The sequence below is a fragment of the Providencia sp. PROV122 genome, assembly GCF_028482365.1.
GTDB classification, from domain to species: Bacteria; Pseudomonadota; Gammaproteobacteria; order Enterobacterales; family Enterobacteriaceae; genus Providencia; species Providencia stuartii.
The window spans coordinates 270,753-296,258 of sequence record NZ_JAMPQI010000002.1; the positions used below are offsets into that span (position 1 = coordinate 270,753).

Below are 25,506 nucleotides of genomic sequence, written 5' to 3' on the forward strand. Positions count from 1 at the left end.
TTTATTTTCCTAGTATATCTTTGTCGAATAAATATTTAAAGTAAATATTAGCTTTTGTCTCATCATAATTACCAAAAGTATTATAACTAACATTCGCTCCAATAAATGAAGATGGTGATATTTTATAGTTAGTCTCTACGCCAAAAGAATAACTTATGCCATTTTTACTGCTCTTTTTATAGTGAGTATCTATATATTCATCATTATCTGTGTAACTGTTTAATTCATCTTGTAGTTGTCTATCTGTAGGGTAATAATCTGCACTTTCAGTCGTGTACGATTGATATCCAACAGTGGAGTTTAATTTTACTGATAAATTATCTAATTTTTGCTCATAAGAAATAGGCAATGAAACTGCAATATATTTCTGTGGGCTGAAATACCCTGCATGCCCTAATGTATAATAATTAAGATTTTTATCAAATCCCATATAATGAATATTAGCGCCTAATTTTAGAGTTTTATTATTTTCATTTATTCCATAAATATAAGAGCCAGCATTGAGATCAACAGATTGGTTATTAGGAACGTGGGTACCAATATACTTATTAGCGGCAACTTTGGCATAAGTATCATAATGGCTATTATCCCATGCATATTGTGCTGACAGCGTATTGCGTGTCACGGCTCCCCATGTTCTACCTGTTACACTATCTTTAAGCCCACTGTACGAAAGTTGGCTATCAGTTACCGCTCGCCGTTCGGCTGCTAAAGTTAATTGGCTATGTGGTGAGGTGTTAATTGACCATTCAGCTCCGCCAACTAAGGAAACAATTAAGCCATCACTATTGGTATGCCCGAAATCCAATTGAAAGTTATCGCCTTTCAATAAAATATTTGATTCTAAGCCTTGAATTGAACGGCTATTAATTTCATCGGCATGTACATTAGCGCGTGAAGCACTTTCAACTAGGCTACGGCGATTGGCTCTCGTTAACGCTCCACTGCCCACAAGGCTGGCATTTTCAGCGGGAGTTTTGCCTGAACTAATAACCGAAGGGGATACGCTCAGCGCTAACTTAATATTATCAAGCAGTGGAAGAGAGAGTGTGAGGGTCTCTTTGATTTCGGTAAATTTGCTTAATCCTGACTCCCCTGAGTGGCTGTTTACCTGAATGGTATTATTCAATGCGACAGATGTTTTTTGCTGTAAATCTGTAAGCATCATTTCAATATGGTCTAACTGGGCCTTTTGGCGAGGATTGTGCTGAGTGTGCATGAGTATTTGCCCAGCTAATGGGTGATTTACTGGTAAATAAGTTGGCTGTTCTTGCGGCTGAATTAATCCCCATTGTGCTGTTTTTAATAATTTGAGTGCTTGGGTATTATGACCTTCCAGCTCAGCAAGGCGAGCCGACAAAATCAGGTAATCGGTTTTGTTGGTTGCCTTGATCTCTGCAAAATATTTTCTTGCTGCCACACTGTCGTCATTGTTAATCGCTAGATCAACTAAGCCTATTAATGCATCCTGATTTTTAGGGGAAATAGCTAATAGGTATTGATAAACATCACTCGCTTGCTCGGGTTGATCATTTGATTGATAAACTCGGGCAACAGCTAATAAGAGTTGGCTATTATTCGGATCATTTTTTATTTCTGGCGCTAATATTTCCCAAGCTTCGTTGAGATGACCTTTTTCGCGAAATAAATCGGCTTGTTCGCTGAGGTAGCCCGCTCTAATGTGATTTAACTCTTTTTCGCTGGTTGTGGCGAGTAAAGCCGGGGAGTTCATCAAGCTCTCTGCTTCTGCAAAGTATCCTAAGCGGCGTAAGATAAGGATTTGCTGTGTATAATCTTTTAGGCTTCCTTGTGGTTCAACGGATAGGTTTTGATGGATCACATTTAGCGCCATTTGACTATCACCCGCATCTATATATAGCTGAGCAAGGCGGCCAATATCGGCTGGGTTCTGAGGTAATGATTTAATATTTATTTTTAGGGTATTTAATGCTGCATTGTGATTCCCACTATCAATGTAGTGTTGGGCAATATCAATTTGTTGATTAAATTTAGCGCGATGTTTAAGCTCAGTTATTTCTGCCGTTTGTGATCCACTAGGAATTTTATGAATTAAATTCAATACATCCTTCCAGTGATTTTGCTCGCTTGCCAAAATGATCGCGCTATGCCAAGTTGCAGGTGAAGGATAGGTTGCAACCAAATTATTCATCACTGCATTTGCTTTATGATGATCACCTTTTTTAAGTAGCAGTCTGGCGTAATCGAGGTGCAGCCAAGCATTTTGAGGATCTTTATTAATGGCTTGTGTGAGAATATTTTCCGCTTCATTCACTAAGCCATTATTAAGTGCTTTTTCTGCATTTTTTCGGTATTGCTCACTGAAATTTATTTTTTGCTGATAATCATAGCGCTCAGTAGGAGAGAAGGTTTGTAATAATAGCTCTAATTCTTGATATTTTTTTTGTTCGTTAAATAACCAGACTAGCTGCTCTTTCACTGTTTTATTATTAGGGTAGTTTTGATGAAGCGTCCGATATAACGACTCTGCGCTAGCATAGTCTTTTTTATCACGATAGGTTTGTGCTAGTAATAAATTGAGAGCAAGTTGCTGCTGTGGGTCACTCACACTGGTACTTTTAAGTAAGCTAATTGCGTGATCAAATTGCTGATTACGCGCTAATTGTTTAACTCTATCTAGTTGCGAATAGTAGTTAATATTTTTGATATCTTTTAACCATTGGGCTCTTTTATGATCCGTTGTGTTATTAGCCGCTTCACTTAATAACTTCTCTGCTTCTTGATAGTTTTTTTGACGGAGCGCCACGTAACCCAGACCCGCAGTGGCATCGATATTTTTAGGATCATTTGTTAGCGCTTGTGTGAATTTTTGCTTTGCTTGTTCAAGGCTACCTCTATTTAATAGCGTAAATCCAGCACGAATATCACTGTTACCAATGCGATTGTTATAGTGTTCCATTACAAGGCTATCATTTGGTGATAAATTCATAAAATGCTGGTAAGCGGGCAGATCTTTTTCATCGGGTTGTAACCACAGTAGTGCTTGCTTCAATGAATTAACCACCGCCTTATCTTTATTTTCGATCTGGATGAGCTTTTGAATTCCCTCTCGCCTTGTTTTCTCTTGATAGGTTAATACCGTTGCAAGAATACGCTGTACCTTCTCATCTGATGGTGTTTGCTGTGCTATTTTTCTTAGCTCAGCGATTGCTTTTTCTAGGTGTTTTTTACTGCCAGCGAGTGTTTCATAATATTCAATCGCTAAGTCACCACTAGGTGGATTATGTGTAAATAATTTGTCATACGCCTGTATTGCTTGTTCAATCTGACCTTGTGTTGCAAATTCTCGGGCTTTTTTGAGTATCTCATCGGAACGATTTTCACGGGGCGAAAACTGGGCTAATTGTGAAAGCCGCTGATCGTCTGGGGCATATTTTTTGAGTTTATTAACCCAGAGAGCCGCTTCTTGTTTTTTACCTTGCTGAATTTTGTAATATGACATTAGATATAATGCTTCAATATTATATTGCTCAATGGCAAAAACTTTACTCAGCGCATCGTAAGCAAGGTCATAGTTAGATTTACTGTGCCAATAATTGGCCTTTTCTAATAGAACTTTAATGGCTGTTTCATTTTCTAATGATCGAGCTAACGTCGATAGTGGGTATGTACCACAGAGCAAAGTAATAAATACTTTTATTAATAAGCTATTTTTCATTTTATTTTTTCATCCTTGATAGACGTTTGGATTCATGGTTTTTTAATCTTTTAAACAAATACAAACTCATAAGGAATAAGGTGGTAAATAACATAGCCATTAATAGAAATAAATGTTGGCTAAAAAACCAAAGGACTAATGTGTGTAGCGGTAATTCGCCTGATAAAAATGATGCATTAACTCGCAGAACCTTAACATCATCAAAATCATTAAATAGCAAGATATCACCCGATTCGAGTTGTTGTCTTCCAGGCTTATCAATATCATCATGGAGTTTTTTCAGTTGTTCACTGTTAGTCGCAGTTAAAATGGTCACGACTTTGTTGCTAGACCAAGGTGATGGGAAACTGAGTAATCCTCGCCATTTTTGTGAATTTATTAAAATATTGTTTGCTTCTTCAAATTGATTTTTCCATTCTCCGAGTAGAAGCAGTTTCAGTTTCTGCAATAGAGAAGGGGGAATGACTTGTAATTGCCCATAACTATAATGATAAGAGGTATCTTTTATTAGTGGCTTGAATGCTGCGATCTCTTTTAATTTAGAGATTGCAATAATATTCGAACTCGTGAGTTTTAAATTATTTTGTGGTTTTGTTGTATCAGTGAGTATGGTGACCTGACTAACCGGAAAGCCAGTAATGCGTCCTGCTTTTTCCATTAAATGAAGCATTAATGCGATTTCTTCTTTAGCTGGATTTTTGGTTAATAAAATTACGGTATCTGATAAATCGGCATATTTCGTAAATGGGAATAGGCCATTTAAAAACCAAGCCGTATTTGGTAGCTCCCCAAAATTGGAAATATTACTGAGATCAAATGTAGAGCTAGACAATATTTGATTAACAATCTCACCATTATTACGGATATTACAAGGCGTTTCTTGATGCGGTGTGATATTAAAATAAAAGCTTAGTCTGTTTTCACCAAATAAGCTTGCGCTATCAAGATAAAGTGTTGTGCTGTTGTCGTGGTTATTAGTAAAAAACTCCGTGATTGGACTAATAATGCTGTGTTTTTGAGCAGAAATATTTTTTAAAAATTGATAGTTCAATGCGATAGTTAGCATCGAATGCTTCATATCAATCCAATTTTTACCATCAAACGTATAGTCTATTTTCACGGGGATTTTGTTCCCTGATAACATGAATACATCAGGTGGAAGGCGAAAAATAATGTTTTTCTCTTCATTCCAAAACAAGCGGGATTGCAGGGCGTCGCGACTTTTAATTATTTGGCTGAAAGTGATTATTTTTTTCGCCGAAAGCCAGTTAGGGGCATCATAAGCTTGCCGTTTTTGTACATGATAGTTGGCGATAGCCATATCGCTGCTGTCAGGTAAATCAGGTGTAAAGAGTTGGTAAGCGGCCTGACGCAGCTCATGTGCATGACGTCCACTAATGACCAAGATTTTGTATTTCTCGTTTACAGGGTTATCTATAATTCTGATATTTGGGCCTTTAGCCTGATTAAAGGAGATCCCTGAAATGGTCTCATCCGCCATTGTGAATAAAACAGCATGCTTTTCCGGTAATTCATCAAGATAAACATTGAAGTGGTTCCCTTTTTCCCCACTTTTGATGCCAAAAATAGAGGCTACAATGGCAGAGGCCATTAAGGTATCTGGGGTCGGTGAAGCGGCATAGATAAAAGCAAGTTCATTGCTATTCATTTTTAAAGGATCTAAAAATGGCCGAGGAAAATCCATGAGTGATTTACGCGTATTCATTAATACCCCTTTTAATGCCATTGAGGTTAAAGGGGAAATCTCAAGATTAAGATCTTTTAAGTCTGGGCGCTGGCATGTCCACTCATTATTAATGATGTCATCATTACTAATGATCTGAAAGTTTAAATTGTTCTTTGAAGAGAGAATGGCGTTTGGCACTTTTAAAGTAAAAGTCGATTTGTTTTCATGAAGTTGAGATAACGGTATCGAACCTAAAGACTGATCATTTAGCGTTATTTGTAAATTATCCTTTTCGATATTTTCAGTTTCTTTGATTGAAATGATTAAGCGTATTTCTGCATTTATAACAATAAAATCATAGGGCAAAGTAAAACTAATACCAGATTGGAGTTTATCACCACTTAAGGTCAGGCCGTTTATGAGGCCAATTTTTTTCAAGGTAATTTCTTCAGCAGTAGTGTCTATAACATCGCTATTTTTTATTAGCCCATTATTTAATATAAAGTCTAATGGCGCAGAAACTTTTTTCTGTGTATCCACTCTCTCTACGGCAAATGCGGCCGTATGACTTATTAATAACGCGTAAGCGATAAATATTAATTTCAGGCGGTTAAACATGATGCTGCTCTTTACTATTTTGTTTTGAAAGCAAAATGGAATTATCCGTGGCCTTCTTATCTTTACGGATAATGAACAATTCAAATGCACATTGCAGCACGTCGATAAATGACCTTAATGGTTTGTCGTTTGCATGTTTAGGTTTAAACCAAGCATCTGCTCGAGTTAATACAACACGTACAACATCACGTCGAATAGCATGAGTTAAGTGAGCAAATTCCATTCTTAATTGCTTATTATCAATCCATGCTTGCTGGATCGGGATAAATGCTCTTTCTTTGCCTATACCAATGGCAATTTGTGTAATAAATGTCTGTGTAACATTATGCTCAAATGGGAAGTTAAGTCTTGCCCCACTCATGGAGAGATCAATGGATTGAGTTTCTATAACGCTATTATCAGAAAAATAAACGGTCACAGGGATTGATGCAGGAACCCTCGTGGCTCGACGTAACTGTTTGGTCTCTTTTGCTACCGATATAGAAGCGAGGACAATCAGTAAGCTATAAATACCCCATATAAGGTTAATCACAATGACACCGTTATCAATATAATGATATAGATCCATAATCCATTTGAATAAGGCAATCCCAATTGCGGCGACTAAAAGTACGGCGACAATAAGGAGCGGGCGAACGGCCGTGTGATCAAAATAGTTTTTATCTGTTAAATCACCTTTATCAGTAACATTAAATTTACCGAGTTTTGGCGATATTAAGCTCATCAATGTTGGGAGTATTAAATGAAAAGCCATCACTGTTTCATAAATTTCCCCCCAGAAAGAATAGCGATAGCTACCGACAAGTTTTGAATTGACATAGTTAGAAGTAATCAAATGAGGTAGCGCATAAGAAAATATGAGTGTTGCGGATGATGAGATAATATTTAAATCAAATAGAATAAAAACCAAAGGGGATAAGAGGAAAATCGCTCGAGGTAGCCCATACTGAAAATGTAGCATGGCATTTAAATAACAGATACGTTGTGTAAATGTCAGACCTTTACCTAATAGCGGGTTATCGACGCGAAAAATCTGTGTCATGCCTCGTGCCCAACGTATACGTTGGTTAATGTGCAAAGTTAAGCGTTCAGTCGCTAAACCCGCTGAAAGAGGAATATCTAAGAAAGCGGTATTCCATCCCTTACGCTGCAATTTAAGGGCCGTATGGGCATCTTCGGTAACCGTTTCTACCGCAAATCCATTTGTCTCTTTTAAGGCACTACGGCGAATTACCGCACAAGAGTCACAGAAAAACGCGGCATTCCAATTATCGTTACCTTGCTGCACTGGACCATAAAATAGCGCACCTTCATGCGGCGCTCTTTTAGCCGCACTTAAATTACGTTCAAAGGGATCTTTAGAGTAAAAATAATGGGGGGTTTGGATCAAAGCGAGTTTTTCATCGACTAAAAATGCCCCTACTGTTGCTTGTAAAAATACGCGTGTCGCTACATGGTCGCAATCAAAAATACAAATCAGTTCACCATGCGTTTTTGTTAATGCATGATTAAGGTTTCCTGCTTTTGCATGGTTATTATCAGGGCGGGTCATATAGCCAACTTGAATATCTTCAGCTAACTGGCGAAACGCATCTCGCTTCCCATCATCTAATATATAAATTTTTAATTTATCTTTAGGATATTCGATACACTGTGCAGCAAGCGCTGTATCTTTGACGATATCAATACTTTCATTATAGGTTGGAATAAATAGATCAACCGTTGGCCATAATGAAGTATCTTTCGGTAAGGGGGCGATCGTTCTTTTTAATGGCCAACAGGTTTGAATATAACCGAATAATAGAATAGCTAATGAATATAGTTCCGCAATAAATAGTAATGATCCTAAAATCAGCTCAATATAAGAATCAAAATAAAGGGTCGTTGTTGCCCGCCACCAGATATAACGAGAAGTACAAAGTAGTGATATTAATATCAAGGCAAGCTGTAGCTTTTTATTTTTAAATATTCCAATAAAGAATGTAAATACAATTAACACGCCTCCTAATAGAAACTGTTTATCACTATCTAGAGGAATGATAATTAATAAAATAAATAATAATAACAAAAGTATAGACGTAACGATTTTGAGTGTTTTTTGCATATCACTAACTCATAATGAGGTTTTATTATACTATAGGTAAATGAGTATTTTATTTTTTACTAATACTTGAAAAGAGTTCACTCAGTATAACAAGTTGCTCCGTATGAGAAGCTGAGTCCGCTGTATTATGGTAGTGATTATTTTTATAATTAAGGAAATGAGAAAACTCATTAATTGTTGAGTAAGACTCATTTGGTTGGGTTGGCTGGGGCTGAGTCGTTGATTCAGAAACCACTTCAATTTTCTCAGGTAATGGGAGTTCTTGCTTAATAGCCATATTAGATAATGGCTGTTCATCCTTGGATTGAGTGGTTTCTTCAATTTCAAGGAAAGAAAAATTATCCATTTTAAGCTGACGGCTTAATGAATTTAAATCATCGTACATAGTTAACCTTCACCCTGAGAATAACAAACACCATTACACGTAGAATGAGTGATTTTTACCATGGTCTTTTAGGTAAATCATCTTATTTTGATATAATATTTAGTTATAGAATTAAGTGAAAACACCTAATTGATTAATATGTAAATAATCTATAGAGATACGTTATATAACATCCTGATTTAATTTTAAAATATGATGTAATTGTGAAATTTGAATAAATAGTAATTGTTAATTTATTTTATTTTAATAGTTATTATTAATAAATAAAAATGACAATGAAAAATAGAAAATACGCATTGATTATTACTTATAGATATTAGTAATGAACAATTTATAAATAAAGCAGTTTATTAAACATTTTTATTATGGTTATTGCGATAAATAGCAGAGAAACGCGTTAATAGACAGCGTTAAAATTTTCAATAACCACGTGTCATGATTAAGTTTAACTATCATAGATTAGTGGATATTTTTATCTCGCCATTGGCTAGGGGAATCCCCAACTAAACGGTTAAAGAAGCGTGCAAAGTAAGCCGGATCTTTAAATCCAAGTTGGTAGGCTATTTCTGATACAGGGCTGTCACAAAACAATAGCATACGTTTCGCTTCTCGTAATATGCGGTCAAAAATCAGGCGCTTGGGGGGGCGGTTAGCGAAACGTCGGCACATATCTTTGAGACGAGATTCGGTAACACCCAGTTTGTCTGCATATTCGGGAACAGAAAGGTGCTCATGGTAGTGTGAATCAATAAGCTGGTTAAAACGTTGGAATAGGCGATGTTCTCCTCTTACACCACTAACTGGGTGGTCATCAAGGGGAATTGAGCGTAATAGGAAAGTAAATAGCGCTTGAGCTAAAGAGGATAATACCTGATCGCGTCCGGCGTAGCTATTGGCCGATTCGCGAGCCATTAGTGCCCAATAGTGATTAAAAGTTTCAAGGTCATCGGGTTTATCAGCAACGGACAAACAAATCGCAGGAATAGAGACTAAATCAGGGTTAGCAGGGTAAAGTGATTCTAATAAAGGGATGATTAAATCTTGGCGAACGGTCAGCACGTGCCCATCTGTATCTTCTTGAGTAAAAAAGGCATGAGGAACAGAAGGCGGCGTTAGAATAAATAAAGGGGCTTGGACTGAATAACGTAGGTCATCAAGTTGTAATGTGATATGACCTGTTTCAAGGTAGTGCAACTGAAAAAAGCCATCATGTCGATGTGCTTGCATATCACGGCCAAAAAAGGCGGCCATATTACCGAATGTTTGGTAATGAACATCATCATTCCCTTGTGTTTCATCATAATCTTTACTGATATCAATATTGGTTATTAATGATGACACCACATTCTCCCTTTACTCTGTTGGTTTCGAGCCGCAATACAGAGGATTGCGGCTCGACTATTTTGTTATCTTTGAATATTACGGTGTTGCTCTAGGACGTGAGCTCTTCATGGGAATAAATGCGACTAATAGCGCCCCAACGACCAACAACCCAGCGACAAAGTACAGCCCTGAATTGAAGCTACCTGTTTGGTCTTTTAGCCAACCAATCAGTAGTGGGCTGACCGCTGAACCAATATTACCTGTTGCGTTGATAACAGCAATACCAACAGCACGAGCACGTAAACTGATGGATTGGTCTGGCGTGGTCCAGAATACAGCCATTGCGGTAAATGAACCTGTCGATGCCATAATGATACCAATTAATTGGATGACAGGATGATGTGTCAGTGCCGCTAATACCCAACCTGCCGCTGCAAATAGGTAGGGGAGTGCGGTGTGCATTTTACGTTCTTGTAATCTGTCAGAACGCCGGCTCCAATACACCATACCAAGTATAGTACAGAACTGAGGGATAGCCGTCAGTAGGCCTATCATGGCGTTACTACTGCCTTCATTAAAGCTCTGCATAATTTGTGGCGTCCAGATATTAATGGCACTGAGCGTATTGGTCAGGCAGAAATAGGCCACGGTATACATTAAGACAACAGGGGTAAAAATCTCTTTCCATAAGCTAGTATTCTGTAATGCTGTATGGCTTTTCGAACCGTGCGGCTGAACCAATTCTAACTTATCTTGCTCCATCATTTCTTGAAGACTCTCTTTGTCTTCTTTCGTTAGCCATTTTGCTTTATCTGGCGAATCATCAAGGTAGAACCAGACCAGCACGCCTAAGATCACTGAAGGGAAACCTTCCAGCAGGAACAGCCACTGCCAGCCTTTTAGGTTTAAAATACCATCCATTTCGAGGATGTAACCCGATGCTAGAGAACCAAATGCCATTGTGACAGGCATGGCCACCATAAATAAAGCGTTAGCACGGGCGCGGAAATAAGCAGGAAACCAGTAAGTTAAATAAACTAAGATACCCGGTAAAAAGCCAGCTTCGGCGACGCCGACTAGCATCCGCAAAATATAGAGGCTTGTCGGGCCTGTTGCGAACATTGTGGCTGTTGAGGCGATGCCCCACAGTACCATGATGGTGGCAATCCAACGGCGGGCGCCCACAATACCCAACATAATATTGCTAGGTATCCCAAAAATAACATAGGTTGCATAAAATAGTGTGGCAGCAAGGCCAAACATCGTTGATGTCAGACCAATGTCTTTCCCCATAGTCAGACCCGCAAAACCGATATTAATGCGGTCAAGGAAAGAAAAAACAAATAATACAAATAAAAAGACAATTAGGCGGCGAAATAATTTTTTAATTACGCGTTGTTGTGGTTCAGTTAAATTTTTATGCTGTTCAGCAGGATTTTTTTCAGCAACATTGGATAAATTGCTCATTTTGTAATTCCCTCATTTATATGCATTTAATGCTATTATGGGTACAAAAAGCTCTTAGGCAGCCATATAACATGTCTGCCCCGTAGGTACAGGGTTGTTAATGTTGTTTTCCCTTAGCCACCAGATTGATATTTGTAGGGTAATTGGTTTGCCATATTCCAAGTTGTTTCATTATTCGCTCTTGCTCATCTATCCGAGTCACACAATAATCCATGCTCCTCGGCGATTTTTGCTTAGCGCTTAGAGACAAACTCGAAGTATTTACAACCGAAAGATCGAGTTATCTTAATGGCTTTGGGTGTTTACTACTGTATTGCAAATCACTAATACACACTGGGTGTGTTAGATGTCACTTCAGAAACGGTATTGCCAAAGCGAGCCGCTAATGCTTCTGCGCTACGCGCTAGCAATGTTGTATCCACACCAACCGCAACAAATAGTGCACCTAATTTTAAATAATGTTCAGCGACGTCTGGCGCTGCCATTAAAATACCAGGGGCAATACCCGCAGCACGAATTTGGACAATAGCCTTTTCGATGACTGCCTTCACTTCGGGATGATTTGGATTACCTGAATAGCCCATGTCTGCACTGAGATCAGCTGGCCCAATAAAGACGCCATCGATCCCTTCGACTTGTAATATTTCCGAAAGATTATTGATAGCTTCACGGGTTTCGACTTGCACAATGACACACATCTCATCATTGGCCCGTTGCAGATAATTAGGAATACGATTCCAACGTGATGCACGTGCTAGAGCGCTCCCCACACCGCGGATCCCCGCCGGAGGGTAACGTGTGGCGCGAACAGCTTGCTGTGCTTGCTCTGCATTTTGCACCATAGGCAGTAATAATGTTTGTGCCCCAATATCCAATAACTGTTTAATAATGACAGGATCATTCCAAGGTGGACGTACAACCGGCTGCGATGGATAAGGTGCGATTGCCTGTAATTGAGTTAATATTGTTTGTACATTATTAGGAGCGTGTTCACCATCAATCAGTAGCCAGTCAAAACCTGCTCCAGCCACCAATTCAGCACTATATGAGCTGCATAGCCCCAGCCATAAACCGATTTGTGGTCGACCTTCTTTTAGTGCATGTTTAAATTTATTTTGTAGGATATCCACGATGATCTCCTTATACGAAGCGGCAACTGACGGAACCCATCACGCCGTAGTCCACATGAAATACATCCCCTTTACGAGCAGGAACCGGTCGAGTAAATGAGCCACCTAAAATGATTTGGCCAGCTTCTAGTTGGACGTTGTGTGGCGCGAGTTTATTTGCCAGCCAAGCAACCCCGTTTGCAGGGTGGTTAAGTACCGCAGCCGCGACGCCAGACTCTTCAATAACACCGTTACGGTACAGCAATGCACTGATCCATCGTAAATCAAGGTCGCGAGGTTTGATTGGTCTCCCCCCTAAGATCACCGCCGCATTCGCCGCATTATCTGAAATGGTATCGAATACTTTGCGTGGGCGCTTTGTTTCAGGATCAATACCGTGGCAACGGGCATCAATAAGCTCAAGTGCCGGTATGACATAATCAGTTGCGTTATAAACATCAAACAGGGTGCAGTTTGGGCCACTTAAGGGTTTTGCTAAAACAAATGCTAGCTCAACTTCAATACGTGGAACGATAAAACGATCTGTTGGAATTTCACAACCATCGTCAAAAAACATATCGTCGAGAAGTGCACCGTAGTCAGGTTCATCAATTTGAGAACTAGCCTGCATAGCTTTCGATGTTAAGCCAATTTTATGGCCTTTCAGTGAACGACCTTCAGCGATTTTTAGGCCAACCCATTCACGTTGAATAGCGTATGCGTCTTCAATGGTGATTTGTGGATGATCCAATGAAATCTGACGGATCTGTTCACGTGTTTTCTCGGCCTGATTAAGGCGCTGTGCAACTTGCGATATGACATCTTTTTGTAACATGCGAGTATTGCTCCTGTTGAACTCTGCTTATCACGCAAGAAACGTTGGGCGCTTTCTAACCCGCACTGCCAGATGGCAGTGCGCTAATCTGTAAAGGTCAAATTAGTTTGTAGATAGCCCACCGAAGCAGAGATATTTCACTTCCAGATAGTCTTCAATTCCGTAACGTGAACCTTCACGCCCCAGCCCTGACTGCTTAATGCCACCAAATGGGGCAACTTCATTTGAGATAATGCCTTCATTGATACCGACCATGCCGCTTTCGAGTGCTTCTGCAACACGGTAGATGCGGCCGATATCTCTAGAATAGAAATAGGAAGCCAGACCAAATTCGGTATCATTTGCTAAATCAATGGCTTCTTGTTCATCGCGGAACTTAAACAGAGGCGCCAATGGACCAAAAGTCTCTTCTTTGGCGACGATCATAGATTCAGTGACGTCTGCTAATACGGTTGGCTCGAAGAACAATCCGCCTAATGAAGCAGGTTTACCGCCTGCCAGTACGCGTGCGCCTTTAGAAACCGCATCTGCAATATGCTCGGTGACTTTATCAACCGCAGCTTGGTTAATCAGAGGACCTTGTTGTGAATCGGCTTGAGTTGCTGGGCCGATTTTTAGCTCAGTGACTGCTTTTGCTAAGCGTTTAGCAAATTCATCATAGACGCCTTCTTGAACTAAAATACGGTTAGCACAAACACAGGTTTGCCCGCTGTTGCGGAATTTAGCCGCTAATGCGCCCTGTACGGCGGCATCAAGGTCGGCATCGTCAAACACGATAAAAGGCGCATTGCCACCGAGCTCCAATGATAGCTTTTTCACTGTATCGGCACATTGCGCCATCAGTAATTTGCCAACGCGTGTGGAGCCAGTGAAAGTCAGTTTACGAACAACAGGACTTGATGTGAGTACACCACCAATGGCTTTTGCATCTGTACCTGGCACGATGTTGAACACCCCTGCTGGGATACCAGCTTCTTCACCTAATGCTGCTAGTGCTAATGCTGATAATGGGGTCTCAGCCGCAGGTTTCAGTACCATCGTACATCCTGCCGCCAGTGCTGGGCCAACCTTACGGGTGATCATGGCATTTGGGAAGTTCCATGGCGTAATCGCAGCGACCACACCCACAGGCTGTTTAATCGTCACTAAGCGGCGACCAGGAAGTGGAGATGGGATTGTTTCGCCATAAACGCGTTTACCTTCCTCGGCAAACCACTCAATAAAGCTTGCACCATAGGCGATTTCACCCATTGATTCTGTGATGGATTTGCCTTGCTCCCAACTGAGTAGCTCTGCAAGCTCTTTTTGGTTTTCCATCATCAATTGGAACCACTTATTAAGAATTTGGCTACGCTCTTTGGCACTTTTAGCACGCCAAGCGGGTAGGGCTTTTTCCGCAGCATCAATCGCTTGTTGGGTTTGTGCTGCACCTACATTACTGACTTTTGCAATGACTTCACCGTTCGCAGGGTTAGTGACATCGAATTGACTATTGTCGTTGGCGTTAACCCATTGACCGTTGATATAAGCCTGCTGGCGGAATAAGGTAGAATTGACATTGATACTCATTTTTCTTTTTTCTCCGAAGGCACTGAGACTAACTGTGAGCGGACATTTTTAGCCGAGAAACGTTGGCTTGTGAAACTTAATCCGGCACAGACAGCCATAACCAGTGCCATAGCAAATGGGGATTCATCCTGTAGTACAGAAACTGCAACACTTGCCAGCGCCGCCAATGCAAATTGAATCGAAATAGCAAGCGCACTGGCGCTACCGGCAATTTTTCCTCGATGCTGCAATAACAGTGATAAGCTATTTGTACCGATAGCATTGACCATCGATAAAAACAGCACCACCAGAATAACAATAATAGGCAGGCTTTGCTGGTAGAAAATGAGTAGTAATAGCCCAAACAGTAATTGCGCACCACTTTGTAGGCAGAGTATGCGAGTTAAACTGTATACTTTGAGCAGTCTGACATTCAGTAGTAATACCACTATCATCCCGAGAATATTACAGCCGAATAATAAACCGTAGTGCTGCTCCGATACGCCAAAATAGTTGATATAAACAAAGGGAGAGCCGCTGATAAAGGCAAACATACCCGCAAAAGAGAATGCCATCGTACCGATAATACTCAGTGCTTCTCTATCGCTTAAAACTTGAGCGTAATTTTGAAACGCGACACTGAGTAAATTTTTAGATTCTTTCTGCGGTGTCAAGGTTTCAGGAAGCAAGAAGAAAATACAACTTGCAGAACAAAGACCTATCAGTGCAAGAAGATAGAAGATCGCTTGCCACTGAAAGTGAATTAATAAAAAGCCACCGAGTAGGGGAGCCAGTAAGGGCGCTATCATAGTGACTAACGTCATCAAAGATAAAACTTTAGGCAGTTCACCTGTTGGGTAAACGTCTCGAGCAATAGCTCGTGCCATGACAATGGCGGCTCCACTACCGAAGGCTTGTAACGCACGAAAAGCAATTAATGCGTCAGCCGAAGAGGCTTGCGCGCACAGTAAACTTGCGAGCGTAAAAATAGTTAGGCCACTTAACAGCATCTTACGGCGACCAAGAATGTCGCTGAGTGGCCCATAAAACAACATGCCAATACAGAAGCCAGCAAAGAATGCGCCGAGTGTATACTGCATCTGCCCTTGGCTCGCCTGGAGGTCATTTCCCATTTGCGGCAGAGCAGGCAGATACATATCTATCGATAATGGCCCAAATGCAACCAGTGACCCTAATAATGGGATCAAGTAGCGAGGGATCTGTTTATCGAATGGCGTCGGCATCAGGCTTCCTTATTTAAATAAAGCGTGAACATTGTTTTGTTTGTAATTCAACACGGGATCAAGCTCTTCCATGGTAAATGATAGAGCGAGATACCTATCACTCATTAACTGAGCAAAGTGTTCTTTGATGAGGGTAAATAGCATCTCACCTGTTTTTTGACGATCTTCAAGAGAACGCCCTGAACCAATTTTGAGTGTCATATGGACAAAGGCGTAATCATGTTTACCATCAGCCATCTGCCAAGTATCTAACCAAATAGCACGGCTACGAATGCCGCCTAAAGGAAAAATACCAGTTCCTGCTAATGCACTATTTACCTTGGAAAATAGCTCAGGCAAATTCGCTTGTTCACGGATATTGTCGGTACACTCAGCAATAAAATGCGGCATGACGACTCCTTACGCACTGACTTTTTGTTTATCGGTGATATAGCTTGGCAACGGGAAAATAGCGTTAATTTGTCCGGTACCTGAACTGGCGAACAAATCGGTCAGCACTTCAACTTTTTCTGCATATTTATCCCAACCTAGCATGCCTAATAGCATCACCGTATCGTGCATATGACCTTCGCCATAACAGTAGTCAGCGTATTCCGGCAGCATCTTACAGAACTCACTAAAACGGCCTTCACGCCACAATTTGACGACACGCTTATCCATTTGCTCATCAAATTCACGGGTATAATTGTTCATCCCTTCTTCTGCACGATGGTCATCAATAAAGCGATGCGATAATGAGCCACTCGCGAGTACAGCAACCGTGCCATCATATTTTTCGATGGCTGTGAGTACGGCTTCGCCTAATTTACGGCTGTCTTCAAAACTGTGAGAGGTGCAAAATGCAGAAATAGAGATCACTTTAAAGTGGCGATCACTATTCATATAGCGCATAGGAACTAAGGTGGCATATTCTAACGTTAGGCTTGGGATTTCGTGGGATTGAGCACGAACGCCTAGTTTACGGGCTTCTTCACCGATCATGCGACCAAGCTCGGAGTTACCATCATATTCATATTCCATATCACGAATAAAATGAGGGAGTTCGTTACTCGTATAGATCCCTTTAAAGTGATCGGCACAGTTGATGTGATATGCACTGTTAACTAACCAGTGAGTATCAAAAACAATAATAGTATCAACACCAAGTTCGCGGCAGCGGCGGCTGATCTCTTTATGACCGTCAATGGCGGATTGGCGGCAGCCATGATGTTTGCCGGGTAATTCTGACAAGTACATGGATGGAACATGCGTTATTTTTGCCGCAAGTGCTAATTTACCCATAAGTTTTTACCTCCCCCGTGATATTTCGAGCTGTAGCGTGTGAGTGATTTTTCGCTACAGCCCGAATTATTTAGGGCATAAGTTAGATTAAATATTTATTATTGAATTTCCAATAAACTAAATATCTCAATAAATTAAACACCCCAACGAGGAATGTTGTGATCCCCGAAGGAAATACAAACGTTCTTCATTTCTGCAAAAACTTCAAAGCTATATTCACCGCCTTCACGACCAACACCAGAGGCTTTAACGCCACCAAATGGTTGACGTAAATCACGTACGTTTTGTGTATTAACAAACACCATACCGGCTTCAATGTTGCGTGATAAGCGAAGGATCTTGCTGACATCTTGTGTCCAAATATAAGATGCGAGACCATACTCAACATCATTTGCCATACGTAGGCCATCTTCTTCTGACTTGAATGGGATCAAGCAGGCAACTGGCCCAAAGATCTCTTCTTGCGCAACACGCATACGGTTATCGACATCTGCTAATACGGTCGGGCGTAAGAAGTTACCATTTTTCAGATGTGCAGGTAGGTCGGTTGGCTTGTCTGGGCCACCAGCCAGTAATGTTGCCCCTTCTTCTACACCAAGGCGAATATAGCCGGATACCTTGTTCCAATGCTGTTCACTGATCAGTGCACCAACTTGTGTTTTTGGATCCGTTGGGTCGCCGACAATTAGGCGATTAGCGCGCTCAGCGAAGCGCTTAACAAATTCAGGGTAGATACTTTCTTGGATGAAAATACGAGAACCGGCAGTACAACGTTCACCATTAATTGAGAAAATGGTAAACAGAGCCGCATCTAATGCACGTTCGATATCGGCATCTTCAAATATCAGAACAGGGGATTTGCCGCCAAGTTCCATCGAATATTTTTTCAGACCCGCGTTTTGCATGATCACGCGGCCTGTTGCTGTTCCACCAGTAAAGGAAACGGCACGAACGTCATGGTGTTTGACTAGAGCGTCACCTGCTGTGCTGCCGTAACCTTGCACAACGTTAAGTACGCCAGCAGGGATCCCCGCTTCTAATGCCAGCTCACCTAAACGGTTTGCTGATAATGGTGACAGTTCAGACATTTTTAAAACAGCGGTGTTACCTAGGGCTAAACAAGGTGCTGTTTTCCATGTTGCTGTCATGAATGGCACGTTCCAAGGGGAGATCAGTGCACAGACACCAACAGGTTGGATTAGGGTGTAGTTCATCATTTTGTCGTCAACAGGGTAGGTACGACCATTCATCTGTTGGCAGACTTCGGCAAAAAACTCAAAGTTATGTGAAGCACGAGGGATCAACACATTTTTGGTTTGATGAATTGGCAAACCTGTATCCTGAGTTTCCATTTCTGCAATTTCAGGGACGTTTTGGTCGATCAATTCACCAAGACGGCGCATCAAACGAGCACGCTCTTTCATTGGCGTATTAGCCCATTTAGGGAATGCCTCTTTGGCTGCCGCAACGGCTTGATTTATTTCATCTTGACCACCAGAAGCCACTTCAGCGAGTACTTCACCTGTTGCAGGGTTGGTGGTTTGGAAATATTCTTTGCTGGCAACATTTTTGCCATTGATCCAATGGTTAATCTTAGTCATTACACTCGTTCCTCATATTCTTTTTCGCTGACAATATAGTTAATCAGCCGGCCTACACCCTCAACTTCAACGATCACTTCATCACCAGGTACGACATCAGAAAGGCCTTTTGGTGTTCCTGTTGCGATCATGTCACCCGGTTGCAGTGTCATAAAATCACTGAGATAGGAAATTAAAAATGGGATATTGAAAATGAGATCAGCAGTGGTTCCTTTCTGGCGCAACTCACCGTTTACATAGGTATATAGCGCAAGGTTATGGGGATCTTTAACCTGATCTTTATCGATAACCCATGGACCGATAGGCGTTAAAGTGTCACGGCTTTTAACACGCAGGTTGGGGCGATAGTAATTTTCTAAATAGTCACGGATCGCATAATCATTACATACGGTGTAGCCTGCAACATAATCCATCGCATCTTCTTGTGATACTTTGTATGCCGCTTTACCAATGACCACAACAAGCTCTGACTCATAATGCATATAGTCAACATTATCGGGGCGCACTGAAACTTGGCGATGGCCTGTTAATGTGTTATCTGCTTTGATAAAAATCAGAGGCTCTTCAGGTGGCTTGAAATCAAGTTCAGTAGCATGGTCGGCATAATTTAAGCCCAGTGCGAACAGTGTGCCTCTAACAGGAGGTAACCATTCAACATTAGCATCATCGCCTGCAATAACTTGGCCATTTGGTAATGTGATTTGCTCGTTTTCACCAACCGTAACGGAATACTCAGTACCTTGGTAACGAATTTTTGCGTGTTTCATTATTGTCCTCCTGCCACAACAACGTTATTGCTTAGGCTCGGAAAGCCTTCTGCTTGAACAGTGACTTCATCACCAGGCTGAATGGTGACGCGTTGATGAGGCGTGCCCATCAGTATCACATCACCCGCTTTTAACGTGGCAAATTCACTGAGTGCGGCAACTAACTCACTGGCATCACGAACCAGATCTTTTGTAGACCAACGGTCAGCTTCTTTACCATTGATGAGGGTGATAATGTCGACAGGGGCAGTTAATGTTGTTTCAACCATTTCCCCAATAGGGCAGAAACTATCACAGCATTTTGCTTTGATAGCAGGACGATAAAATGAGTCTTCAGGTAGGCTGACTTCATTTGCTAATGCAAAGCCCGCAATATAATTTTTGGCTTCTGACTGGCTGACTTTACGTGCATCTTTACCAATAACCAGTGCTAGTGTTGCACCACTTTGCACCACTTCACCGGCAGGGTGCAAAATAGGCTCCCCTGAATTGATCCGAGTATTACGCGGCTTTATAAACCACACAGGTGTTTTTGGTGGGGTTTTATAAGGGGCTTGCCCGAATGCCTCATGCCAGTGAGCCACTTGGCTTTGATGATTGAGGGCAACGGCAAATACAGTGCCTTTCATTGACAACTCCTTATTAGGAAAACGATGATTTCGAATGATTGTTAATATATTAATAATGTATAAAGTGGTAATTAGCAATAGGCTAGAGAAATTGTTAATTTTAATTGTGATCTCTTTAACATATTCAGAAGGTTTTTATGTAACCTATTGATATTCAGTATTCTGATATTTTTTTTGAATTTTTATTGTAACTTTTTATTAACTTTTTGGTTTGCTGTTGAATTGTTTACTCATTAATATTTTGGGGTTTTTCTTTGTGATTGTTATTTTACCGTGCTAACCTTGGTTTTAAGTGGATAGAATAGGCTATCACTAAGGGTAAATTTGCGGTGTAAAGGCGCAATAGATTGTGTAATACCAATTTAATTGGTATTAAATAAACATTTTAGAGTGGTGAGTTTTAAACTTATGCATGAATCATTGACAATTGCATTATTACAGGCAAGAGAGACCGCGATGGGGTTCTTTCGCCCTATTTTAAAGTCATACAATTTGACTGAACAGCAATGGCGTATTATCCGAGTACTTGCCGATAAACGCTCTATTGATTTCCATGAGTTATCAGTTCAAACCTGTATTCTTCGTCCAAGTTTGACAGGGATTTTGACTCGTATGGAGCGGGAAGGGTTAATTTTTCGCTTAAAGCCACTCAATGATCAGCGTAAGCTCTATGTTTCTCTGACGCCTAGTGGTCAAACATTGTACGATAAAGCACGTCAAGAAGTGGAAGAGGGCTATCAAAAAATTGAGCAGGCATTTTCTCAGGAGAAAATGCAACAATTAACCGCACTGCTGGATGAATTAATTGCTTTAGAAAGTCCTGATTACAGCCATATTGCGGATAAAAAAGAGAGCGCTTAGGGCGAATTTCGCATGTCGTGGGCAATAAATAAATTGCCCCCTAATCAGCAACATTCTGATTAGGGGGCTTTTTGTTGTTTACTTACCTAGTAGATGTAGGAAGTGAATATGTTTCTCGTACTGGTCGAGAATATCATGGATGACCTGTTCTTTGGTCCAGCCCATAACATCATAGTCTTGCCCACCTTCTTTAAGGTGAACCTCTGCACGATAATATTTCTGCTCTTCGCTTTTTTCATCATCGCTCTCTGTTCCCATGCCAGAAAGGGCAAAAGAAGGTTGGACATAGTAGCGCAAGCGAACTTCGTATAGGAAGTTCATATCCTCACCTAAATCGACCTCGAAGCCAATCCTATCATCTTTATCATTATAGATATGGCAAGTCGTATTCTGCTTCTCAAGCTCCTCTGAGACCATTTCCATCGATGGATGAACAACCTCACCGAGAAAACGTTTTACTTGGTTACGTTTTGGGAAATACGCGATATTACGTAAGCGTCGTTGCCATGGAATTGGATTGCGGCTCGCTGTCGGAGCAATTGTGGCTAATTGTTGGCTATCACGTTTATAAGCATCAATACGCAATGCTTTAAATAAGCCATAAATTGCTGCTAATAGTACCATCGCAAACGGTAAGGCGCTGGCAATAGTTAAGGTTTGTAGTGCTTGTAAGCCACCTGCAAGTAATAATGTGATAGCAACGACACCCATTAAGCCAGCCCAGAAAATACGCTGCCAAACTGGGGTATTTGAATCACCACCCGATGCTAAAGTATCAACAACCATTGCCCCAGAGTCAGCCGAAGTGACAAAGAAGACGACCACCATCAGCATAGCAAAAAATGACAGTACGGTAGAGAAAGGGAAGTAGGTTAAAAATTCAAACAGGGCGAGTGAAACATCTGATTGCACTGTTTCTGCCAGTTTAACGGCATCTTGGTTTTTAATCAGGTTAATGGCGGAATTACCGAAGAACGTCATCCACATCAAGGTAAAGCCAGCAGGAACAAATAGAACGCCAGTGACGAACTCACGAATAGTACGTCCACGTGAAATTCGCGCGATAAACATCCCAACAAATGGCGACCAAGAGAGCCACCAACCCCAATAAAGTAATGTCCAACCACCTAACCAATCACTGGATTTAGGCTCATAGGCATACAAGTTAAAGGTTTTGTTGACTATCTCGGATAGATAACCACCTGTGTTTTCAACAAATGATTTCAGTAATAAAACGGTTGGCCCTAAGATCAACACCAGCAGCATCAATATAAAGGCTAAACCTAAGTTTAATTCAGAAAGAATGCGGATCCCTTTATCTAGGCCTGAAACCACAGACAGCGTCGCAAGGCCAGTAAAGACAACGATCAGAATAACTTGTACGGTTGGGCTAACAGGCAGACCAAACAGGTGATTCATCCCTGCATTAACCTGCAATACGCCAAAGCCTAATGATGTCGCAACCCCAAAAACAGTACCGACAACCGCGAAAATATCGACAAAGTGGCCAATAGGGCCATAAATACGATCACCAATAATAGGATACAGTGCGGAGCGGAGGGTCAGCGGTAACCCATGGCGGTAGCTAAAAAAGGCTAAAATCAGCGCCACAATGGCGTAAATCGCCCAAGCGTGTAAGCCCCAATGGAAGAAGGTCAAACGCATTGCCTCTTTCGCGGCTTCAACCGTTTGCGGATCACCGACTGGTGGGTTGAGGTAGTGCATTACAGGCTCTGCAACACCAAAGAACATTAACCCTATCCCCATACCTGCGGAAAACAGCATGGCAAACCAAGACACATAGCTAAAATTAGGTTGTGCGTGATCGGGGCCGAGTTTTATCTGTCCATAACGAGAGAGTCCCAGATAAGTCACACTCAAAAGAATGATAGCGACGGCTAGAATATAGAACCAGCTAGCATTATTGAATAGGTTTTGTTGAAGATGACTTAGATGAGATTCTGCTACTTCCGGCATGATGGCGGCAAAACCAACAATAACCATAATCACAAGTGCAGAGGTATAAAATACCGGGGGACTAATTTTTGAGCGATTTTTTTTAGAATCAGTATCGTTTTGACTCATAACAACCTTCTTTGATTTATTTTATTTTTGACATACCAATAATCTGTTGGGTATGCAACGCGCTGTCCTTCTTAATGAAACAATGAAATTGCGAAAGGGTTCCCAGTGGGGAAACAGTAGAAAGAACAATAATGAAACAGTTTGCAGAGATAGCGATAAAAACGGTTATTGCGCCCGTTGCTATCAAATGTTTTTTTAGCTGTTATTACTCCATTTGCGAAAAAACCGGCGGATATATTGCCATATATCGAGACTGGTTTCAAATAAACAGGAAAAACCTCTATGTTTTCATAAAAATATAGCCTTATAAATCACATTATTAACTATCATTGTTGTTATCTTTTTAACTATTTAACAAAAAGTTAGATAAAAACCTTAGAAAGGTTAATTAAATTAACATTAATATTCGGATTTTAGGTAGAAATAAATATTGGTAGAGTTTCGGTGTTATTAGGAATAGGGCATATTCACCGTAACTGACTATCTTTACTCCCTCGGCGATTATAACCACTAAATGTGGCACTTTTTTGATCGGCGGCATTTTGGCAAGTGATACAGAGCTGTACGCCAGGGAGTGCCTTGCGGCGGGCGAGAGGAATAGGCTCACCACATTCAACACAGTATTCAGCACTTTCGCCTGAATGGAGTTGACTGCGAGCCTTAGCGATAGCGTCATCAAGAGTGGCATCAATTTGTTCTTGAACCGCATTTTCGTTAGCCCAACCATTTGCCATAATCACCTCGTACAAAAAAGCATCACTTTATTGATCATAAGGGGTGATATGGAAAATTCAAGGCGTTAGAACTTAAATTAACGGTAGAACCATATAGATATGATCCATACCATCTTCGTCATACATTTCGCCTTGTGTGTGATAGCCTAATGTTTCGTAAAAGGCGATTGCGGTATGTTGTGCAGATAGTCCTACAGCATGAAATTGGTTCTCGATAGCGTACTGCTCAACAAATTTCATTAACTTACGTCCAAAGCCTTTGCCTCGATATTGTTTAAGTACCGCGACTCTGCCCACTTTTATCACTTTGTCGGCTTGTAAAATACAACGTAGTACAGCAACAGGGCTATTTTCTAGGTATAGCACCACATGTAATGCGTCATCATCATATACATCTACATCGATTTCAGCAGGAAAGCCTTGTTCATGGGTAAAAACTTGTTGGCGAAGCGCGAAAGCGTGATTAACGATTTTAGGATCAGTATACCCAAGGCTATATCTCACTTGCATGTTGTCTCCAATTTATAAGGTAACGTGTTTATATTATTTCGGTTTTAAATTGTTATACCAGAATTGAGGGGGAACAGGACATGGTTTTGTGTGCTTTACTTTCTCAGCATAAAAATATAAAAAAAGCAGGCCAGCGTAGACCTGCTTTGAGAATAAACCGAGTTATCTAGCACAGATAGTTATTTGTTTTCTGCTTTTAATTCTTCAGTTTTATTTTTGGCATCAGTCGCTAGTTCATCTGCTTTATTGATTGAGTCTGTTTTCACTTCTTGACTTTTTTCTGCTATTTTATCATTTGTTTCTGATAGCTTATTTTTTGCCGATTCAGTTAATTCATCTGATTTTTTATCAGCCGCATCTTTTAGCTCTTTAGCTTTATCAGATAGCTCATCTGCCTTAGCTGAAGCTTGTTTTTCAAGTTCGTTAGCTTTCTCTGTGGCACTATTTTTAAATTCAGAGATTTTTTGCTCGCTAGCCTTTTTTAATTCATCGGCTTTCTCTGTAGCGCTCTCTTTAAGCTCAGCCGCTTTTTGCTCGCTAGCTTCTTTCAATTCATTAGCTTTCTCTGTGGCGTTCTCTTTAAGCTCAGCTGCTTTTTGTTCGCTAGCTTCTTTTACTTCTTTAGCCTTATCTGCAATTTCATCCGCTTTTTCTGAAGCTTGTTTTTGAAGGTCATTCGCTTTTGCTTCTGCACTATCCTTAAGTTCGGCTGCTTTTTGCTCACCAGTATCTTTTAATTGCTCCACTTTTTCTTCAGTTTGTTTCATCGTTTGATCTGTCTTTGATGAATCATCACAACCTGCCGCCATAGCGATAATACCTGCTAGAATAAGAGAACTTAATATTTTCTTTTTCATAAATATTTCCTTTAGCATGATGTAAGTGGATACGGATCTGCTATCAATAGCATGTTATAAATATAACTCATATTTTTAATAATTAAAAATCAGTTGTCTCTGAAAGTTACCTGAAATAAAAAGGTAGCATTATCAGCAAAATAGTGATTTTAATGCTTGATATC

General features: G+C 40.7%; 20 protein-coding genes. 1 reads left to right on the forward strand and 19 read right to left on the reverse strand.

Annotated elements, in window-relative coordinates:
• Window position 1: 1 nt before the first annotated feature.
• From PSE69_RS02860 to PSE69_RS02930, 15 genes are all read right to left on the reverse strand, one after another.
• A complete protein-coding gene (locus tag PSE69_RS02860) occupies window positions 2–3,697 on the reverse strand; it encodes a cellulose synthase subunit BcsC-related outer membrane protein (protein ID WP_272674949.1) in 3,696 nt (1,231 codons plus the stop codon).
• Between the two features lies 1 nt (window position 3,698).
• Window positions 3,699–6,002, reverse strand: coding sequence for a cellulose biosynthesis cyclic di-GMP-binding regulatory protein BcsB (locus tag PSE69_RS02865; RefSeq protein ID WP_102780855.1), 2,304 nt, complete (start codon window positions 6,000–6,002; stop codon window positions 3,699–3,701).
• Complete coding sequence (gene bcsA / locus PSE69_RS02870; protein WP_272674951.1) at window positions 5,995–8,106, reverse strand: UDP-forming cellulose synthase catalytic subunit; 2,112 nt, start codon at window positions 8,104–8,106, stop codon at window positions 5,995–5,997. The genes PSE69_RS02865 and bcsA overlap by 8 nt, the downstream gene beginning before the upstream one ends.
• Window positions 8,107–8,155: 49 nt before the next feature.
• Window positions 8,156–8,491 carry a hypothetical protein gene (locus tag PSE69_RS02875; protein ID WP_004927336.1) on the reverse strand — a complete coding sequence of 112 codons (336 nt, stop codon included), beginning with the start codon at window positions 8,489–8,491 and terminating at the stop codon, window positions 8,156–8,158.
• Between the two features lie 459 nt (window positions 8,492–8,950).
• On the reverse strand, window positions 8,951–9,835 hold the full coding sequence (hpaA, locus tag PSE69_RS02880; protein WP_004927338.1) for a 4-hydroxyphenylacetate catabolism regulatory protein HpaA: 885 nt from the start codon (window positions 9,833–9,835) through the stop codon (window positions 8,951–8,953).
• Window positions 9,836–9,910: 75 nt separating this feature from the next.
• Window positions 9,911–11,281, reverse strand: coding sequence for a 4-hydroxyphenylacetate permease (gene hpaX, locus PSE69_RS02885; protein WP_004927339.1), 1,371 nt, complete (start codon window positions 11,279–11,281; stop codon window positions 9,911–9,913).
• Window positions 11,282–11,604: 323 nt separating this feature from the next.
• Window positions 11,605–12,411 (reverse strand): 4-hydroxy-2-oxoheptanedioate aldolase, encoded by an 807-nt coding sequence (hpaI, locus tag PSE69_RS02890; RefSeq protein WP_014656738.1) that lies wholly within the window; start codon window positions 12,409–12,411, stop codon window positions 11,605–11,607.
• Window positions 12,412–12,421: 10 nt separating this feature from the next.
• The gene (gene hpaH / locus PSE69_RS02895) at window positions 12,422–13,225 is read right to left on the reverse strand and encodes a 2-oxo-hept-4-ene-1,7-dioate hydratase (protein WP_004927346.1); all 804 of its coding nucleotides are present in this window, start codon (window positions 13,223–13,225) and stop codon (window positions 12,422–12,424) included.
• A gap of 102 nt (window positions 13,226–13,327) precedes the next feature.
• Entirely contained in the window at window positions 13,328–14,794 is a 1,467-nt protein-coding gene (locus tag PSE69_RS02900) for an NAD-dependent succinate-semialdehyde dehydrogenase (protein WP_004927350.1), read from the reverse strand.
• Window positions 14,791–16,017 carry a Bcr/CflA family multidrug efflux MFS transporter gene (locus tag PSE69_RS02905; RefSeq protein WP_004927355.1) on the reverse strand — a complete coding sequence of 409 codons (1,227 nt, stop codon included), beginning with the start codon at window positions 16,015–16,017 and terminating at the stop codon, window positions 14,791–14,793. The genes PSE69_RS02900 and PSE69_RS02905 overlap by 4 nt, the downstream gene beginning before the upstream one ends.
• 9 nt (window positions 16,018–16,026) lie before the next feature.
• A complete protein-coding gene (locus tag PSE69_RS02910) occupies window positions 16,027–16,407 on the reverse strand; it encodes a 5-carboxymethyl-2-hydroxymuconate Delta-isomerase (protein ID WP_004927358.1) in 381 nt (126 codons plus the stop codon).
• A 9-nt stretch (window positions 16,408–16,416) separates the two neighbouring features.
• Window positions 16,417–17,298, reverse strand: a complete 882-nt coding sequence (hpaD, locus tag PSE69_RS02915) for a 3,4-dihydroxyphenylacetate 2,3-dioxygenase (RefSeq protein WP_004927362.1) — start codon at window positions 17,296–17,298, stop codon at window positions 16,417–16,419.
• Window positions 17,299–17,432: 134 nt separating this feature from the next.
• Window positions 17,433–18,899, reverse strand: a complete 1,467-nt coding sequence (hpaE, locus tag PSE69_RS02920) for a 5-carboxymethyl-2-hydroxymuconate semialdehyde dehydrogenase (protein ID WP_004927363.1) — start codon at window positions 18,897–18,899, stop codon at window positions 17,433–17,435.
• Window positions 18,899–19,666 carry a fumarylacetoacetate hydrolase family protein gene (locus tag PSE69_RS02925; RefSeq protein WP_004927367.1) on the reverse strand — a complete coding sequence of 256 codons (768 nt, stop codon included), beginning with the start codon at window positions 19,664–19,666 and terminating at the stop codon, window positions 18,899–18,901. The genes hpaE and PSE69_RS02925 overlap by 1 nt, the downstream gene beginning before the upstream one ends.
• On the reverse strand, window positions 19,666–20,295 hold the full coding sequence (locus PSE69_RS02930) for a fumarylacetoacetate hydrolase family protein (protein ID WP_004927370.1): 630 nt from the start codon (window positions 20,293–20,295) through the stop codon (window positions 19,666–19,668). The genes PSE69_RS02925 and PSE69_RS02930 overlap by 1 nt, the downstream gene beginning before the upstream one ends.
• A gap of 408 nt (window positions 20,296–20,703) precedes the next feature.
• Between PSE69_RS02930 and hpaR the strand changes: the two genes are divergently transcribed.
• Complete coding sequence (gene hpaR, locus PSE69_RS02935; protein WP_004927374.1) at window positions 20,704–21,156, forward strand: homoprotocatechuate degradation operon regulator HpaR; 453 nt, start codon at window positions 20,704–20,706, stop codon at window positions 21,154–21,156.
• Window positions 21,157–21,234: 78 nt separating this feature from the next.
• Here hpaR and PSE69_RS02940 read toward each other — a convergent pair whose 3' ends face one another.
• The 4 genes from PSE69_RS02940 to PSE69_RS02955 all read right to left on the reverse strand — a co-directional run bounded on the left by PSE69_RS02940 (window position 21,235) and on the right by PSE69_RS02955 (window position 25,342).
• Window positions 21,235–23,241: a BCCT family transporter gene (locus tag PSE69_RS02940; RefSeq protein ID WP_014656736.1), complete on the reverse strand. Its 2,007-nt coding sequence runs from the start codon at window positions 23,239–23,241 to the stop codon at window positions 21,235–21,237.
• Between the two features lie 467 nt (window positions 23,242–23,708).
• The gene (locus PSE69_RS02945) at window positions 23,709–23,975 is read right to left on the reverse strand and encodes a DksA/TraR family C4-type zinc finger protein (RefSeq protein WP_004927380.1); all 267 of its coding nucleotides are present in this window, start codon (window positions 23,973–23,975) and stop codon (window positions 23,709–23,711) included.
• Window positions 23,976–24,047: 72 nt separating this feature from the next.
• A complete protein-coding gene (locus PSE69_RS02950) occupies window positions 24,048–24,485 on the reverse strand; it encodes a GNAT family N-acetyltransferase (protein WP_004927383.1) in 438 nt (145 codons plus the stop codon).
• 179 nt (window positions 24,486–24,664) lie between these two features.
• Window positions 24,665–25,342: a hypothetical protein gene (locus PSE69_RS02955; protein WP_121874892.1), complete on the reverse strand. Its 678-nt coding sequence runs from the start codon at window positions 25,340–25,342 to the stop codon at window positions 24,665–24,667.
• Window positions 25,343–25,506 lie beyond the last annotated feature (164 nt).